At 42.1% G+C, this 16764-nt stretch carries 12 protein-coding genes; 2 read left to right on the plus strand and 10 right to left on the minus strand.

Annotated elements, in window-relative coordinates:
• Window positions 1-38 precede the first annotated feature (38 nt).
• The 5 genes from iscB to bgaS all read right to left on the minus strand — a co-directional run bounded on the left by iscB (window position 39) and on the right by bgaS (window position 6041).
• On the minus strand, window positions 39-1277 hold the full coding sequence (gene iscB, locus CBS1_RS06610) for an RNA-guided endonuclease IscB (RefSeq protein WP_128998130.1): 1239 nt from the start codon (window positions 1275-1277) through the stop codon (window positions 39-41).
• A gap of 189 nt (window positions 1278-1466) precedes the next feature.
• Window positions 1467-2465 carry a glycoside hydrolase family 130 protein gene (locus CBS1_RS06615; protein WP_090223361.1) on the minus strand — a complete coding sequence of 333 codons (999 nt, stop codon included), beginning with the start codon at window positions 2463-2465 and terminating at the stop codon, window positions 1467-1469.
• 39 nt (window positions 2466-2504) lie between these two features.
• Window positions 2505-3572: a glycoside hydrolase family 5 protein gene (locus CBS1_RS06620; protein ID WP_090223359.1), complete on the minus strand. Its 1068-nt coding sequence runs from the start codon at window positions 3570-3572 to the stop codon at window positions 2505-2507.
• 40 nt (window positions 3573-3612) lie between these two features.
• Entirely contained in the window at window positions 3613-4620 is a 1008-nt protein-coding gene (locus CBS1_RS06625) for a LacI family DNA-binding transcriptional regulator (RefSeq protein WP_090223357.1), read from the minus strand.
• A 23-nt stretch (window positions 4621-4643) separates the two neighbouring features.
• A complete protein-coding gene (gene bgaS, locus CBS1_RS06630) occupies window positions 4644-6041 on the minus strand; it encodes a beta-galactosidase BgaS (RefSeq protein WP_090223355.1) in 1398 nt (465 codons plus the stop codon).
• Between the two features lie 212 nt (window positions 6042-6253).
• On the opposite strand from bgaS, the gene CBS1_RS06635 reads away from it, so the two are divergent.
• Window positions 6254-7453, plus strand: a complete 1200-nt coding sequence (locus CBS1_RS06635) for an IS110 family RNA-guided transposase (RefSeq protein WP_236938522.1) — start codon at window positions 6254-6256, stop codon at window positions 7451-7453.
• Window positions 7454-7478: 25 nt separating this feature from the next.
• Here the strand turns inward: CBS1_RS06635 and CBS1_RS06640 are convergent, their stop codons facing one another.
• Genes CBS1_RS06640 through CBS1_RS06660 form a run of 5 tightly spaced genes read right to left on the minus strand, consistent with a single transcriptional unit; the run spans window position 7479 to window position 12908 of the window.
• Window positions 7479-8399, minus strand: coding sequence for an ABC transporter ATP-binding protein (locus tag CBS1_RS06640; protein ID WP_090222239.1), 921 nt, complete (start codon window positions 8397-8399; stop codon window positions 7479-7481).
• Window positions 8392-9348 carry an ABC transporter ATP-binding protein gene (locus CBS1_RS06645; RefSeq protein ID WP_090222237.1) on the minus strand — a complete coding sequence of 319 codons (957 nt, stop codon included), beginning with the start codon at window positions 9346-9348 and terminating at the stop codon, window positions 8392-8394. The genes CBS1_RS06640 and CBS1_RS06645 overlap by 8 nt, the downstream gene beginning before the upstream one ends.
• 24 nt (window positions 9349-9372) lie before the next feature.
• Entirely contained in the window at window positions 9373-10215 is an 843-nt protein-coding gene (locus tag CBS1_RS06650) for an ABC transporter permease (protein WP_033192322.1), read from the minus strand.
• A complete protein-coding gene (locus tag CBS1_RS06655) occupies window positions 10215-11204 on the minus strand; it encodes an ABC transporter permease (RefSeq protein ID WP_090222235.1) in 990 nt (329 codons plus the stop codon). Before CBS1_RS06655 ends, CBS1_RS06650 begins: the two co-directional genes overlap by 1 nt.
• A 24-nt stretch (window positions 11205-11228) precedes the next feature.
• Complete coding sequence (locus CBS1_RS06660; RefSeq protein ID WP_033192324.1) at window positions 11229-12908, minus strand: ABC transporter substrate-binding protein; 1680 nt, start codon at window positions 12906-12908, stop codon at window positions 11229-11231.
• A 422-nt stretch (window positions 12909-13330) separates the two neighbouring features.
• Here CBS1_RS06660 and CBS1_RS06665 point away from each other — a divergent pair, with 422 nt between their 5' ends.
• Window positions 13331-16732: a fibronectin type III domain-containing protein gene (locus tag CBS1_RS06665; RefSeq protein ID WP_090222233.1), complete on the plus strand. Its 3402-nt coding sequence runs from the start codon at window positions 13331-13333 to the stop codon at window positions 16730-16732.
• Window positions 16733-16764: the final 32 nt, after the last annotated feature.

Raw genomic sequence — 16764 nt, forward strand, 5'->3', positions numbered from 1 at the left:
TTCATAGGAATTTTGGCTGCGGACACACACGACTTTAGTCACGACCAAGCAGCCTCTACCATCCTTTCAAACATCAGTGTCTTACTTCTCTCAATAACCCTTAGCTTCGTATACTTTACAGTATCGCTTATCTTTTCACCACTAAGCTCACTAATCGAAAAGTATCCGCTACTCCTTAGACCTGTTACAATCCCTATTTTGCCTTCACACTCAACTTTATCAAACCTTCTAAACCCTCTCACTTGCTTAACTGTGTTAATTGGTCTTTTCCCGCCCTTAATCGGATTGGCTTTGTGAAGCGACCTGTTTTGTCGCCTGAAGAATTTACCGAAGTACCATTCGCTTGCTCTTTCTTGAATATTCCCACCAGCTATCACAAATGCATCATCTCTGTGCGACTTCTCAAGTCCATACATGTCCCGTCTTTCTTTTGTAATACTACCATACGTGATTTCGACATGGTAGTTTTGCCTGAGTTTGTTGACTATGTGCCACCCAATCGTTGAAACGTGAGCCGCGTCCTTAAACACCTTTATTTGCTCTAATCTTGATTTAGGTATCTTTATCTTGCCTTCGTGCAACATCTTGTGTTCTTCTGCCGTTAGCACTATTAAATTGCTCGGTGCATCTGTACCACCTTTGCTTCTTGGAATGATATGGTGAACTTCCAATATGCCAGTTTTTCCAGATAGCTCAGATTTGTATCCAGCTCTCCAAAGGCAGTACTCTCTCACATCAGCAAATCCTTTCTGCGGATCGTTTTGGTAGTTCTTTCCTTCTATGTCTGGATTTTGTACTTTTTGAATATCAAACGGTGCAACTTCCACAACGACTTTTGTTATCGGTATTATCTTACCAAGTTTGTTGATGATTCTCACATGAGCATCTACTTTCCACTGCAAACTCGGTGGCAACCAACCATCTTTCTTCCGTCTGTTCAGAAATCTGGGTTTTCGATATCTTGTTTTTCTGTATCTTCTGAACCTTCTATGTTGCCTGCGCTCAAGTAGTAACTTTTTGATATCTTGTCTAAGCTGGACTTCTGCAGAGAATATTTCTTCTTTGTCAGTAACAGCAGACACACCTACAGTCTTAGAACCTATGTCTATCCCAACTGTGACAGGTTGTGTATAGCTTGTTGTTTCGTACAAAAGCTGTATGGTGAACGGCTCTCTGTTAACTACTTTTGCCAGTCCTTGTTTTAATAGTCTTCTGACCTTTCCATGCCTTTTAGTTGGCATAAGTGGCGTTCCGTTTTTTGAAATCACGAATACCATGCGGTAAGCCTCCTATCGGAGTTAGGTGCTCATCCCCAAAGTTAGGCTGGCTTGTCGTGTCTGCCACACTGTCCCTACCCATTAGGACTGTTTAGTAGCAGACGGCAGGGCATGGAACTTGAGCAGCATTCCATGGTGCCGTGACCAGCCTAACGTAGCCGAAAAGCTGAGGGTAGTCAACCAGGGCTTTTACAAGCCCGCCACTTCAGTGGTGGGTGGTTGACACTTCAGCCAATCGATTATTTCGTGAACATATCCAAATGCCAGTGCAACAACCGTGTCTGCCCCACCGTAATATACCGCAAGCCTACCGGTATCCGCATCGACCAATGCAGCGACAGGGAATACGACGTTTGGCACATCGCCGACGCATTCATAGAGCGTTTGAGGCGATAAGAGATACGATTTCGAGCGTTTTATCACCTTCCAGGGTTTATCAAGGTCCAGCAAAGCAGCTCCAAAACTGTAAACATATCCATTGCAGGATAGAAGTACGCCGTGATAGATGAGCAGCCATCCTTCGTCGGTTTCTATTGGCACAGGTCCAGCTCCGATTTTTAAAGACTGCCAAGGTGTATAGCCAGCAGCCATGACAAACCTGTGAACTCCCCAGTGTACCATATCAGGACTTTCGCTGTAAAAAATATCGCCAAAAGGTGTATGTCCGTTATCTGAAGGTCTGCTAAGCATTGCGTATTTTCCGTTGATTTTACGTGGGAAAAGAACACCGTTTCTGTTGAAAGGTAGGAAAGCATTTTCGATTTGGTAGAATTTCTCAAAATCGAAAGTGTATCCCACACCTATCGTTGGTCCATGATATCCATTGCACCACGTTATCCAGTAACGGTCATCGATAAAAACCACACGCGGATCGTATTTATATTCGCTTTCTATCTCGTCTTGAGTTTCTTGAATGAACTCAATAGGCTTATCGTCTATCTTCCAATGAATCCCATCATTGCTGAATCCTCTTCTAATATTCATCCTCCTTTGCCTGTCGTCCACTCTAAAAACTCCGGCAAATCCATCTTTAAAAGGAACAACTGCACTGTTGAAAATACTGTTCGAATCTTTGGCTTGGTCTCTGCGTATAATTGGATTTTTCGAGTACCTCCACATAACGTCACTACAACCTTCAGGCCTATCTTCCCATGGAATGTTTGGAAGACTTGTCGCGTGTATTTTCATCTAAATCCCTCCAGTTCCTTAATTGTTAAGGATTAATTATTAATTATTCCCAACCACAGCGGTTGCCAGCGGTTCGATCCATTTTTCAGACCACCTATCGTATATGCCAAACCCCGCACAGAATTCCCAATACGCATAGGAAAAACCAAACTCTTCAGCGGTTTTTCTCACGGTTTCCGTCCATTTGACTCTTGAATCCATGTCCGCCTTCGAATAAGCACCAAATTCGCCAAGAAAGATAGGCACGTTATTCTTTTTTGCCCAGTCACTAACGTATCTGAAATGATTTTTGATCTGATTTACTTCCCAATCCTCCCCGTTCCACTTCACACCAACTGGTGGAACAGGATTGACCCATTCAGCACCCTGATGTGTGAAATTGAAAGGTTCGTAGTAGTGAAATGAAACGATGATACGTTTATCGTTCACTAATTTCAAACTGCTTATCGCACTGTAATGAGCCCAGTTCGGAACGTCTATGATAACTACTCTGTCCGGATTGCTCTCTCTAATAACCTCAAGCACCATTGGATAGAGCTTGTTCCACTTTTCGCCTGTTAAGTTCTGCGCAGGTTCATTGTAGATTTCGAAGAATAACGTTTCAGGATAGTCTTTGAAGAAACTGGCAACTTGGCGCCAGATTTCAACCAGCACTCCACCATATTTGTCTGGGTCTTGGTAGAGTTCTTCGAAATGATGGGTGTTGATAATCACAGTAAGGTTATTCTCAAGTGCCTTATCTACTATATGTTTAACCCTTTCGAGAAAATATTCTTCGATTTTGTACGGCGGTTTATCGGAAATGTGCGCCGACCATCTTATGGGAATCCTTACAGAGTCAAATCCCCTTTTCTTTATGACTTCGAAGTATTCGTCCTCTATTCTAACTCCCCATGCACCTTCAACTGGTGCTTCCAAAGCATTTCCTATATTTACTCCTTTCCCAATCATTTTATTCAATTCAAAGACAGATTTACCTTTGGTTGATTGAACCATATCCTTCTCTCCTTCTTTAGTTTTATCTTTATCGCACTGGGCCGATATCAAAGTGAATGCGGAAATGACCAATAAAATAATCAGAAGATAATTCCAGTTACGCCTTTTCATATCGATCACCTCTCGGTTTGATAAAAAATCGAAAACGATTTTACTTCTGCATGATATTCCTTACAGAAGCACGTTCTACGAGGTTTGTTGGAAGTACGACGTTTCGGTGGATGTTTGGTCCAGTCTTTAGAATTCTCTCAATTAGCAACTGTGCTGCGGTTTGCCCCATCTCCCACCTTGGCTGGTGTATCGTCGTCAGTGGTGGGTACAAGAACTCTGAATACGGTGCGTTGTCAAATCCAATCAATGATACATCATCCGGGATCGAAAGGCCCGATTCCCTGAGAGCGCGCATGGCACCTATAGCTGACCAATCGTTTATAGAAAAGACGGCTGTGAAGTTTTTGCCGAATTTTTTCAGGTGTGTCGCAACCGCTTCGTACCCGTGTTCCGGCTCATACCCTTCATTCTCGCTGAGATAGATTTCCACATCCTTGTGTTTATCCAAGAACTTTCGTATACCTTTCTCTCTTTGCACAGCTGCGGGTGAGTAATGTGGACCTCTCAGGAACAGGATCTTCTTATGACCGTTTTGATATAGATATTTCAATGCAATTTTTGCTCCAGAAAGATTATCTATGTTCACGGAATCGCACAAGATTTCTTCGATGTAGTAGTCCAATGTCACTATCGGGACACCGCTCTTGATGAAAGGTTCTATGTAATTTACACCACCAAAAAGTTCGCATAATATGACTCCGTCGATTTTCCTTTTGAAAAACTGATCCAGTACATGTTTCTCTGCTTCAGGCATCATCTTTGGAACGGATACCATCACTTCAAAACCATGCTTGCTTGCGTAATCTTCAATTGCCATAGCGATTTCGTTGTAGTGGTATCCCCTTAAATCTGGTAACAAAACGCCTATTGTGTAAAGTAACTCCGATGCCTTCCTTAAAGAAGGCATCGGCTTGTAACCAAGATGTTTGACTGCACGGAGGACTTTTATTCGCGTCTCTTCACTGACGTTTTTTGCACCGTTCAATACCCTTGAGACTGTTGCGATCGACACGCCCGCCGCTCTCGCAACATCGTAAATATTGGGCATTGGAACACCCCTTGTTTATTTTATCAAAATTTCATGAGTCCGTACGGATCATACCCCTTGAATTGGTCAATACTCCTTGTCTTGGCAATTTCTCTAAAGACGTACATAGAAGGTCTTGGTATGTATAACTTCTTTTCGAAATCCGTGTAGGCAAGGCCAAATCGCTTGCTGTATCCCTTTGCCCATTCGTAATTATCAACTATCGACCAATGCAGGTATCCTCGGACATCAACGCCCTCGTTCATCGCCTTTTCTACAGCGTATAGATGCGATATGAGCACCTGTGCACGGTATTTATCGTTTTGGTCGGCAATACCATTTTCCGTTACAATCAAAGGTTTGTTGTACCTTTCGTATATCGCCTTGAGTAAGTAATAAAGTCCTTCAGGATAGATCTCCCAACCAAATTCACTTGCTGGTCTGCCTGAGAGTGCAAAGCCACCTTCTTGACATGCATAACCGTATCCTCTCACAACGTACCAGTTGAGTTCGAAATCTTGAATCTCGATAGGCTTAGGTAGTTTATCAATCATGGCGCGGGTGTAATAGTTGACACCGATGTAGTCGACTTTATCTTTTACTTGATCCATGAAATTCCAATTCGCAAGCCACATAGCGTTCTCAAATATTTCACTGTTGTTTGGCTTGAGTGTATCGTACCAGGTGAAAGAATAGATAACACCAACGGGTTTATCAGTGTGTCTTTTAATAGCATCGTAAGTCAAATTATGTGCAGTTGCTTCATTTCTGAGACTTTTGATGTACCATTCAGGATTGAAATAGCTTGGTGGGAAGCCTGCCAGTATTTGGAAATAACCGAGCTGAGCAACGACATGCGGTTCATTCATGCTTGACCAGTAATCGACAATATCACCAAATTTCCATGCGATGTATTCGGCGTACTTTGCAAACTCAACCGGCGCATCATCACTTACCCAACCGAGCTTATCCGTAGGTTTACCTTTCCTAACCGCCAATGGATCGTGTAACCACAACGGTAGCGTGAAATGATTCAAGTTTACGAAAACCTTTAATCCCTTTGATTTCATATCCTCCATGATCTTTCTGTAATGTTCAACTGCGTCTTTATTTGCGATACTATCAAGCTTTTCGAGCATCCCCTCACCAAAAGGAATTTCCCTTGTTGAACTTGGGAATATTCGTGACCATTCGATACCTATCCTCAGAGTATCCATCCCGAAATCAACTGCGAGCTGATGTATCTTTTCATAACTTTTCCAATAACCTGCACCGCTTTCTGGCAAATCACCACTCACGATGCCGTTTAAAAGATTCTCAAGGTCCCTGACCCAAACGAACCAGTCAGTTTGAGTATCAAGCTCACTTGGGTCACTTGGATTTCCCATTTCGAACTGGAAACCCGAAAGCGAAGCACCGAACATGAATGAATTTGGAAACACAAAGATCCCTCCTACATAAAAATATGGTATAAATAATTTAGCTTAAAAAAATTGAGGGCAGGACAACTTATGTCACCTTGGCTTTTAAGCCATTTAAGGAGTCTGTTGCCTGCCTTTAACCATGATTAGTTGGTTGGGCTTTCAGCCCTCGTCAGCATGGAGGATTGGTTCAGCAGGCTCCCTGCCCTCATCATTCGAAAGGAGGATTTTTCATGGATAACTTCCCTGTTTTCGTCGGCATCGATGTTTCCAAGGATAAGTTCAACGTCTGCGCTATCTCTAATCCCAGTTCCATCATCTTCGAATCTTCTTTCGATATGTCCCAGCAAGGCTTTTCCTCCTTCGCAAACAAACTCTCTGCCTTCCCAAAACAATCCATCATCATCGCTATGGAATCTACTGGCTGTTATCATCTCAACCTTCTGGCTTTCCTTTCTTCCAACGACTTTGCTTGCGCTGTTTTTAATCCTCTAACTGTTAAAAACTTTGCTTCTCTTCGAAAGACCAAAACCGACAAAATCGATGCTCGCATTATCGCTACTGCTTTGTTTTACCTACAACATCAAATTCCTTCTTCTGCTTTTGTCAACTCTGAGCTTCGTGATATTGTCAGAGCACGCGAAAACATTATCCACCGCATCGCAAAAGTTAAAGGCAATATCGAAAAACTGCTCAACGTTCTTTTCCCTGAACTCGAAAGAGTTACCAATATCTACAGTGACACTATCCTCAATCTTCTTTCTCATTTCCCTTCTGCCAAGGCTATTCAAAAGGCTCGTAATCTGGATGTGTTCTTTTCCAAAGACCGTGGCAGAAGTACAAAACTTAATGCTCAAAAACTTAAAGAACTCGCTAATAACTCGATTGCTCAATATTGGCCGATGAAAGAAAAGATTCTTGTGCAAAATATCAAAGAACTACAATTTTTACAGCAACAGCTTGAAGAATACGACAAGATGATGAAAGAATATTGCGAATGTAGTGCGATAAACCTTGATATCGAGATACTCACGTCAATACCAGGTATTGGTGAAAACAGCGCGATGCATTTCTTGGCAGAAGTTGGAGATATCTCAAGATTTAGTACATACAAAAAACTCATTGCGTATTGTGGACTCGATCCAAGCATTGCCCAATCAGGCAAAAGCAAAGTAGAAGGACACATATCGAAAAGGGGCAATGCCCACCTAAGACGAATACTATGGCTAATGGCAGTGAGTGTAGTGATTCACAACGAATATTTCCGAACATACTATGAACGAAAAAGGCAGCAAGGTATACCGTACAAAAAAGCGATAATGTCAGTAGTACACAAGTTATTGCGAACGTTGTACGCAATGTTGAGAAAGAAAGAGAAGTTCAATATTGATTATGCTATCTCACACTCAAAACAAAAATTTAATTTTGCATAGTTGACTCCTTAAGATTTACAGAATTTTATACCTTCGTACATGCTACGAAATGACCGTTCTCTACTTCTCTTAGTTCCACGTTCTTGCAGTTGATATCTCCAAGTGGGCACCTATCGTAGAACTTACAGTATCCTTTCGGCACACTTTTTCCTTCAAGAGCAACGCTGCTTTTTTCCCATTTCTTGTGAAGTGTGGGCACGGATTCCAGGAGCATTTTTGTGTACGGATGGAGCGGGTTATTGAAGACTTTTTCAGTCTCACCGTGCTCCATTATACTTCCTCGATAAAGAATTATAGTCTTGTCGCTTGTATAGTAACCAAGTGAAAGATCGTGAGTAATGAACAGAACTGAAAGTCCTTTTTCCTTCAACTTTATCAGAGTGTTCAATACATCGATTCTGGTAGAAGCATCAAGCATACTTATTATCTCATCAGCTACCAAAAATTTCGTTTCCATAAGCAAAGCACGCGCTATAAGAAGTCTCTGAAGTTGTCCACCGCTTAGCTGGTGCGGAAATTTACCCAGAACTTCTTTCGGATTTAAACCGATATCTTCGATGACTTTTTGCAATCGCTCTTGCCAATCGCTGCGCTTGACATCTGGATAGAATTCCTCCCTAACCATCTCAAAGACCCTGTCTACCTTGAAAATCGGATTGTACGAGCTAAAAGGATCTTGGAACACCCCCTGCACATGGCGGTAGTATTCCTTTAGGTTTTTGAAGGATGATATGTCAAAAGCATTGTAAAATATCTTTCCAGAAGTTGGTTTGATCAATCTCAATATAAGTTTTCCAATGGTCGTCTTTCCGCTGCCGCTTTCCCCTATAAGGGAGACTATTTCCTGATCTTCTATTTTAAAGCTCACATTGTCAACTGCGTAAAACTTTTCCCTTCCAAATGGACCGATTGGATAGGCTTTCGTCAAATTCACTATCTCAAGCATTCGTGTTCACCTTCCAGCAGTACGCAACGTGATCTTCTTCTATCTGAACTTTTGGAGGCTCTTCGTCACATTCTTTCCCCCTCAACGGACATCGTTCTTTGAATCGACAACCGGTAGGTGGATTTAAAAGCTGTGGTGGTTGCCCTGCTATACCGGTCAGGAGTTTTTCCGTATAGCGCACTCCCACCTCTGGTAATGAATTCAGAAGCATCCTTGTGTAGGGATGTGCGGGATTTTCGATAAGTTGACGAGTTCTGCCTATTTCAGCTACCTTACCGGCGTACATGACCATTATCCTATCGGCAATTTGGTATAACACCGAGAGGTCATGAGTTATAAATATCATTGATTTGACTATCCCATCGTCTTTAAAACCCTTAATCATAAGACAAACCGCTTTTTGCGTCGACACATCGAGCGCTGAAGTTATTTCATCAGCTATCAGCAAGGATGGATTAAGCAAAGTAGAGATAACCATAACCACACGTTGTTTCATACCTCCTGAAAGTTCTATTGGATACATTTTCAAAACCTTTTCTGACAAATTGACGTACTTTAGCCTTTCAATTAGCCTATCCCAAACACTTTCAGGTTCTATACCTTTACTAATTAGAACGTCACTTACGTAAGTTCCAAGCTTTTTGGTAGGATTCAGTGCATCCATTGCGTATTGTGGAATTATAGAGATTTTCTTGAACCGAAAGTCGTTCATTTTCTCGAAATCATCTATCGGAAGTTTCTCACCGTCAAGTTGGACGTCCCCACCGAAATAATTCAACGGTGGCTTGAGCAATATTAAGCCATTTCCAAGTGTTGATTTCCCGCATCCTGACTCACCTGCAAGACCAAGCAACTCTTCATCCCTTACCTCGAAGCTCACATCGTCAACAGCTTTAACAAACCCTCTCAATGTCTTGTAGTACAATTTGAGATTATCAACTCTTAGCATCTACATCACGACCCCTTTAAGCGACTACATCTCTCTAAGTCTTGGATTGAACACTTCATCCAGTCCGGTGTTCATAAAGTACAGAGCACCAACGATCAAGGTTATCACCAATCCGGGAGTTATCGCCCACCACCACATACCTAACTGAATAGCATTCCAAAGCACAGCGTTCTGGAGCATCAATCCTATCGAAATACCCTTTGTTGGCCCCAGTCCTATGAAATCAAGACCCACAGCGGCAAGTATCGCACCGCCAAATTGAAGTATGAAGACCATAAACACGTACGACATCATGTTGGGCATTATCTCGTAGAGAATGATTTTCAAATGACTCCGACCAGTTATCCTGGCAAGGTTCACGTACTCGCGTACCTTTAATGACAAAGTTTGCGCTCTCACGGCTCGGGCGGTCCATGGCCATGCGGTGAAACCGATGATAACACTTTGGATGAATATACCCCTGTACGGAAGATAGGAAGCAATGATAATCAACAACGCAAGGGTCGGTACAACAAGAAGTATATTAGTAACCATCATCAGCAACTCATCGATCCAACCACCTTCGTAACCTGCGAAAAATCCTATAATTAAACCAATCAAAGTGGCCAATCCCCCACCAAGAAACCCTATGAAGAACGAAGACCTCAGTCCAAAAACCAGCTGCGTGAACACATCTTGCCCAAACGTGGTTGTACCCAACCAGTAATTTCTACTTGGTGGTTGATAGCCGGGACCTACGTACTCTAACGGATCTTTGTACTTGGAAATGTACGGACCTATTATAGCTAATACAAGAAAGAAGACAACAATGGACAGCCCTATTCTGAGTTTTTTGTTTCTCAATGCGAAAAACAAAATTTCCCTCATCAAATCTCACCACCGTAAGAAAATCTGACCCGTGGATCGAGCGCCAGGTATACAAGGTCAACGGTGAAGTTTGCTACGAGCACTCCGATTATGATGAACAAGAAACAGCCCTGAATTAAAAAATAATCTTGGTTTAGTATCGCCTGAGTTAGTATATATCCTATCCCTGGATATGAAAAGACAACTTCCGTGGTTACTTGACCAGCGATTACCGTTCCAAGCTGGAGAGCAAGACCAGTAATCTGGGGCAATATAGCGTTCCTGAATGCGTATTTTCTGATAAGTTTTCTTTTCACACCCAAAGTTTCCAGATACCTTGCGTAGTTACTCTCAAGTTCGTAGATAATCATATTTCTCATACCTATTGCCCATCCGCCAAGTTGAATTATAAAAAGCGAAAGGAATGGTAGAATCCAATGTTTCAGAAAATCTCCGACAAAAAGCCAAGACCAGTGTGGTCTTAGAGCAAAACTGTAAGCTCCGGCTATTGGGAAAATCCTGAGCACAACACCAAGAAAGTATGCAAGCAAGATTCCTATCCAAAGGTACGGTGCTCCGGTTATGAAATACATGATAGGTAACATAATAGAATCCAATCTTTTTCGGCGTGCTGCAATGGCACCGAGATTGTTACCAACGAACCAGCTTGCCAGTATGGAAGGTATCAGTATCCCAAGCGAGTACGGAAGAGCGCTTTTGAGAACATCTACGACAGGTTTTGGGTAAAGATAGATACTTACTCCAAGGTCGCCCTTAAAGAATGCGATCCAAAAATTCAGGTACTGCCTCCACATTGGAAGGTCCAAGCCAAATGCTTTTGTGAGATAGCTATAAACGATTTTCGAGGATTCTGGCAAAGTTGCAAATCTTGAAACTAAAACAAGTATAGGATTCCCAGGCATGAGCCTGGGAATCAACCAATCGATAGTAACAGCGAAGATAAACGTAAGGATATAAACAAATATCTTTGTTCTCAGATATTTCTTCATCAAGAGCACCCCTGCATTGTTAGGTTATTTACTTGATATGCCTATCAGCATGAGTATTCCTCCGGTCTGCCATCTTCCGACCCAGGTAACTGGATAAGCATATGGATTCTTTTCACTTGGCCAATTCTTCCAAACTTGCGTACTTGCCTGGAACCACATACCATTGTACCATAGAGGTATCGCCGGCATATCTTTGAGGAAGATCTCAGCTATTTGTTCCACAATACGTTTATTAGCAGCAATATCATCCATTGGTGTCATGTTAAGTTGTGTGACTAAATCGAAGAGTTTTGGATTGTTGTATCTTCCGAAATTACCGTTGTACATATATTCGTCGATGTTGGAATTAAAGACCCAGTTGAACATCGTCCACGGAGAGACGCTCATCTGGGAATTGAAGTTGTTGATCGCCATATCGAATTTTCCGCTTGTTAAGTCTTCCCAGTACTTACTGTAATCGGGGAACTGAGCTTCTGCATTGATACCGACGGCTCTGAACTGTGAGGCGATAAGCTTAGCGGATTCCATCCAGTCGGTCCATCCGAACGGAACAATTATAGAGACTTTGAATTTACTTCCGTCCGGTGCTTCTCTGTAGCCATCTTTGTTTACATCCTTGTATCCTGCTTTATCAAGTAATTCTCTTGCTGTCTTCGGGTCATACTTAAATCCAAGTTGTTTGACAGCATTTTCAGGATAGTACTTCATCCAACCTTTGATTGGGAGGAATCCAACAGGGTTACTTGGCACAACTTGTCCTTCGAATACTGTTCTGGCAATGACGTTCGGATCAATTGCGAAAGCCAAAGCTCTTCTAAGGTTTGGATCATTTAGGGGCTTCTTTGTTGTGTTGATAAACAAATACGCTGTGTTGTCGGAAAGCATGTAGGGTTCTTTATCAAACCACGTATGAATTTGAGAATAACTCTTCTTTAATGTTGGGATACCTGGCAGGAAGAAATTGGAAATGTCGAGTTCACCTTTGAGTATCATTCCGACTGCCACGTTGTTGCTGAGCACTCTTAAGTATACAATCCTCTTTGGCTTTGGCTGTCCGAAAACCTTGTTTCCCCACCAGCTATCGTTTCTCAGGTAAATCATACGATCATCTGAGTATGTTTCGGCCATGTAAGGTCCTGTTCCAATTGGCTTCTCATTTGCGCCGGAAAGAATTTCATCTTTTGACCTTTTCGACCAGATGTGCTGTGGTATAATCGGTAACTGGTAAAGTTGGTAGTTCCATTCGTGATACCTTGGAACTGTGAAAGTAAAAACAACCGTATAATCGTCCGGAGTTTCTACCTTTGCAATCCAGTTCCACAAATAGCTGTAGGAAATTTCGGGGATTTGTTTTGCAAGTTCCAGTGTGAATTTCACGTCTTTTGATGTAAACGGAGTACCATCGTGCCAAGTTACACCCTTTCTCAGCTTAATTTCAAAGGCGTTCTTTTGAAGCCATCTTCCACTTTCGGCAAGCCACGGTATGAGTTCGTCTTTGAGAGGATCGTAACCATACAACGTTTCGTAAATCAATCCTACAGTCCCAGTTACTGCGTTCCATGGTGTGATCGGGTTCCAGTTGGATGGTGGAGACCACATACCACCACCTGCGTACAACGTTTCATCGCGTTTGTAGACAACATCAGCAAATAAAGCTGTTGTAAGAAAAACCGCCAGAAACACCAGCAGGAAAAACCTTCTCATAACGACCCCTCCTACCTAAGTGATTTGCCCATCAGGGCGGGCTTATGATTCGTTCGTATTTTAGCTATGTAAATATTTACAGTCATAACTGTAATAACCAATCAAATTTTGGCTTTGTGAAAAAAGAATTAAAAAGTCATTCTGAAATAAATTTTTGCTGAAAATATTCGCATTTTCATTCCAGAAGTTTTCGGTTAAGAAATCAATAGTTGCTTCTTGAAGATGCGAAAGCATGAAAAATAGAGATTTAAGCGAACAGCCCTCATTAAATTCAAGTCTCTCGAGTCAAAAATTGAAAATCTTCAAAAAAGTATTGCAAAATTTGAAGAACTTGGTGGTATAATATAGCTGGTGTTAACATACAGGTAATCCAAAAATCTGTTAAATCGCGATTTCAATCACAACCAAAGGGGGGAGATTTCATGAGGAAAGTATTCCTATGGTTTTTTGTTCTTCTCGCACTTGTATCTACTATAGCGTTTTCGCAAGTGACACAAACAACGCCTTTAGCAAGGTTGTATTACGAGCTGAAAGCACTTCTTGAAAACCCGAACGTTGACCTCAAAGAAGCACTCGACACGTTACTTCAAAAGTACGCTCCCATCGTTGAACCAATCTTACCTCCAGGTGAATACGAAGAGTACAGCCTTGGACTTTCAGAACTCGACAAGGCACTATTAGAAAACGGTATTTGGATTACGAGAGCTACTGTCGAAATATTCAATCAGGAAGTTGTAGAAGGTCCGTTCCTTTTGAACTACGATAGAGAAACTGGTCAGGCAACCGGACTAATTACGAAGCTCAAAGCAGGTAAATACAACGTAATCGTCAAAGTCCTCGGTTTAATCGACAAAAAGGACGAAAGAGTGGTTGCATACGGTCGAAGAGACGGAGTAGAAGTTGTGAGAGATAGGATATCTCTCGCAAACATTCCATTAACGGTTTTAATAGGTTCCGGTGGAGTGCTCATCAACGCGTTGATCGATTTCCAAAATACTGAGTTTGTGCCTGGAGAATTCGAAGGAATTGAACCACTAGACGGTGCTACTGACGTGCTTCCAACAGTTACTTTGGAATGGCAATCGAAACGCGCAAAAATGTACGACATTTACTTTGGAGAAGAAGGTAACCTACAACTGTTGGAAAAGAACTACTTTGATAACAAATACGAAGTCAAAGGTTTGAAACCTTCAACAACATATGAATGGAAAATAGTTGCCAGAAATGCTTTCGGAGAAACAGAAAGCAAAGTCTTTAAGTTCAGAATAGGCGATGCTCCAACTGTTCCAGATAACCCCGTTCCGTACGACGGTGCACAGAAGGTATGGATTGAGCCTCGTCTGATGTGGCAATCAGAAAGAGCTTCGAGTTTCGATTTGTACCTTGGAAAATCTCCTGATGAATTACAACTTGTTGCAACCGTTGATGAACCGGAATATGACACCAAAAAGCTTGATCTCGGAACGGCTTACTATTGGAAAGTTGTTGCGAAAAACGCGTATGGTGAGACCGAAGGACCTGTTTGGATCTTCTCAACCGGTGATGTTCCAACCAAACCAGAACTAATTGAACCAAAAGGTGAAAAAGTTTGGGTACAGCCAACATTTAAGTGGATAAGCGAGGATGCGAACGAATATGAATTGTACCTCGGAACAGATGCGAGTAGCTTAGAGCTTATAGCTACAACCACGGAACTCGAATTCACATTGCCATATGAACTTGAAATGGACACTGCATTTGTTTGGAAAGTAGTTGCCAAGAATGATTTTGGCTCAAGTGAAAGCGAAATGGAAACATTCAAAACTGGTAAGGCTCCAGTCTTCTTGAACATTTTGAGCCCGGCTGATGGTGAAGAAGATGTCTGGAAAGATCCAGAACTTGCATGGGAATTCGACTGCGCAGATACCTACGATGTGTACCTTGGAAAATCCAAAGAAGACTTAGAACTTATTGCGGAAGATATTAAAGATAGCAAATTGGTTGTGAACGACCTTGAACTTGGTACAACGTACTATTGGAAAGTTGTTGGAAAGAATAGATTTGGCGAGGCCGAAAGCCCAATTGTCAAATTCACCGTTGGAAATGTTCCAGCACAGCCGTTTAATCCTTATCCTGAAGACGGTGCAGTTGATCAATTCAACAACCTGGTGCTCAGATGGGAAAGTGCAAAAGCGGATTCGTATGATCTATACATAGGGTTCTCACCAGACAAGCTCGAATTGTTTGCTTCAGACATGTTAGAAAGCGCAGTGGAAGTTACAGACTTACTATTTGGTACAACGTATTATTGGAAAGTTGTTGCAAAGAACAGATTTGGAAGCACAGAAGGACCTGTTTGGAAATTCACAACAGGTCAAGTACCAGAACAACCGAGAGCAGTTTATCCAGAAAATGGTGCAACAGAAGTTCCAGTTGATGTAACATTAAAGTGGGAAAGTGGAAGGGCTGAAGAATTTGATCTCTACTTTGGAACGGTATCGCTGGAATTAATTGCTCAACTCAAGGAAGCACAGGCAGAATACGAACTTCCAACACTTCACTTTGGAACGGAGTACAAATGGAAGGTCATAGCCAGAAACAAATTCGGAGAAGTTGAAAGCGAAGTATTCTCATTCAGGACGAAACTCCCGACAATTCAAAAACAAACTTTGCTCGGTCACTCAGGTCAAGATACAGCAAGAAAAGTTGTCAAGACAAGCGATGGCGGTTACATACTTGTTGCAAGCACACAATCGAGCAAACTCGAAGGTTTCAAAGGTGAGTCTGATATACTCGTTATAAAGCTGAACAAAGAACTTGAAATTCAGTGGATGAAACTACTTGGTGGTACTGGCTGGGATGAAGCTGCGGATGTCAAAGAGGTAGCAGACGGATATGTTGTGCTTGGGTACACATTGTCGAAAGAAGTTGATGGTCAAGTTAACAAAGGTGGATGGGAATACCTGCTTGCCAAACTTGATAAAGAAGGAAATACTAAATGGCTAAAACTCTACGGTGGAACGGGTAACGACATACCATCCAAAGTCATCGTAACATCCGACGGCGGTTTCTTAATCGTTGGTACAACCAACTCAGTCAACGGTGATACTCGCGGAAACATCGGAACATGGGACAGCTGGCTACTCAAACTTGATTCACAAGGAAACATCGTTGCAAGTAAGACATTCGGCGGTTTGGATAGAGATAAGGCTATAGATGTAATTGAACTCGAAGACGGTTACCTTGTTGCAAACGTTACATACTCGCTTGAAGGCAACATTCCATACAACCATGGAACATCTGACATCTGGATATTCAAAGTGAGCAAAGACTTGAGCACAATAAGCATAAATGTTGCAATTGGAGGAACAGATCAAGACGAGGTCTCGAGAATAATCAAAACAAGGGATGGTAACTTCTTAATTGTAGGTTACACAACATCTGTTGATGGAGACGTTCAACAAAACGCTGGCTACTGGGATGTACTTGTTGCGAAGATTAACCCAGAAGGTAAAATCCTGTGGCTCAAGACGTTTGGTGGTGCTGAAGAAGACATCGCTTACGCTGGTGCGGAATTCGTAGATGGAGGCTTTGCAATTGTTGGATACACGTTCTCAAAAGTCGATGGTCAAAAAGGTGCCGCAGACGTTTGGTTGATTGATATTGATAACGATGGCAACCTAAGATGGTCAAAGACATACGGTGGAAGCTTGGCAGATTACGGATATGACGTATTTATCGAAGAAGACGGCACAATACTCGTAGTTGGCACCTCGTTCTCCAGGAATGGGGATCTTGGAATCAACCTTGGTGGTAGCGATATTTGGCTGTTTAAAGTAAAATAAGTAATCTTAATAGCAATCGGCGCTCGAAAGGG

The sequence above is a fragment of the Fervidobacterium changbaicum genome (assembly GCF_004117075.1).
Lineage (GTDB): Bacteria > Thermotogota > Thermotogae > Thermotogales > Fervidobacteriaceae > Fervidobacterium > Fervidobacterium islandicum.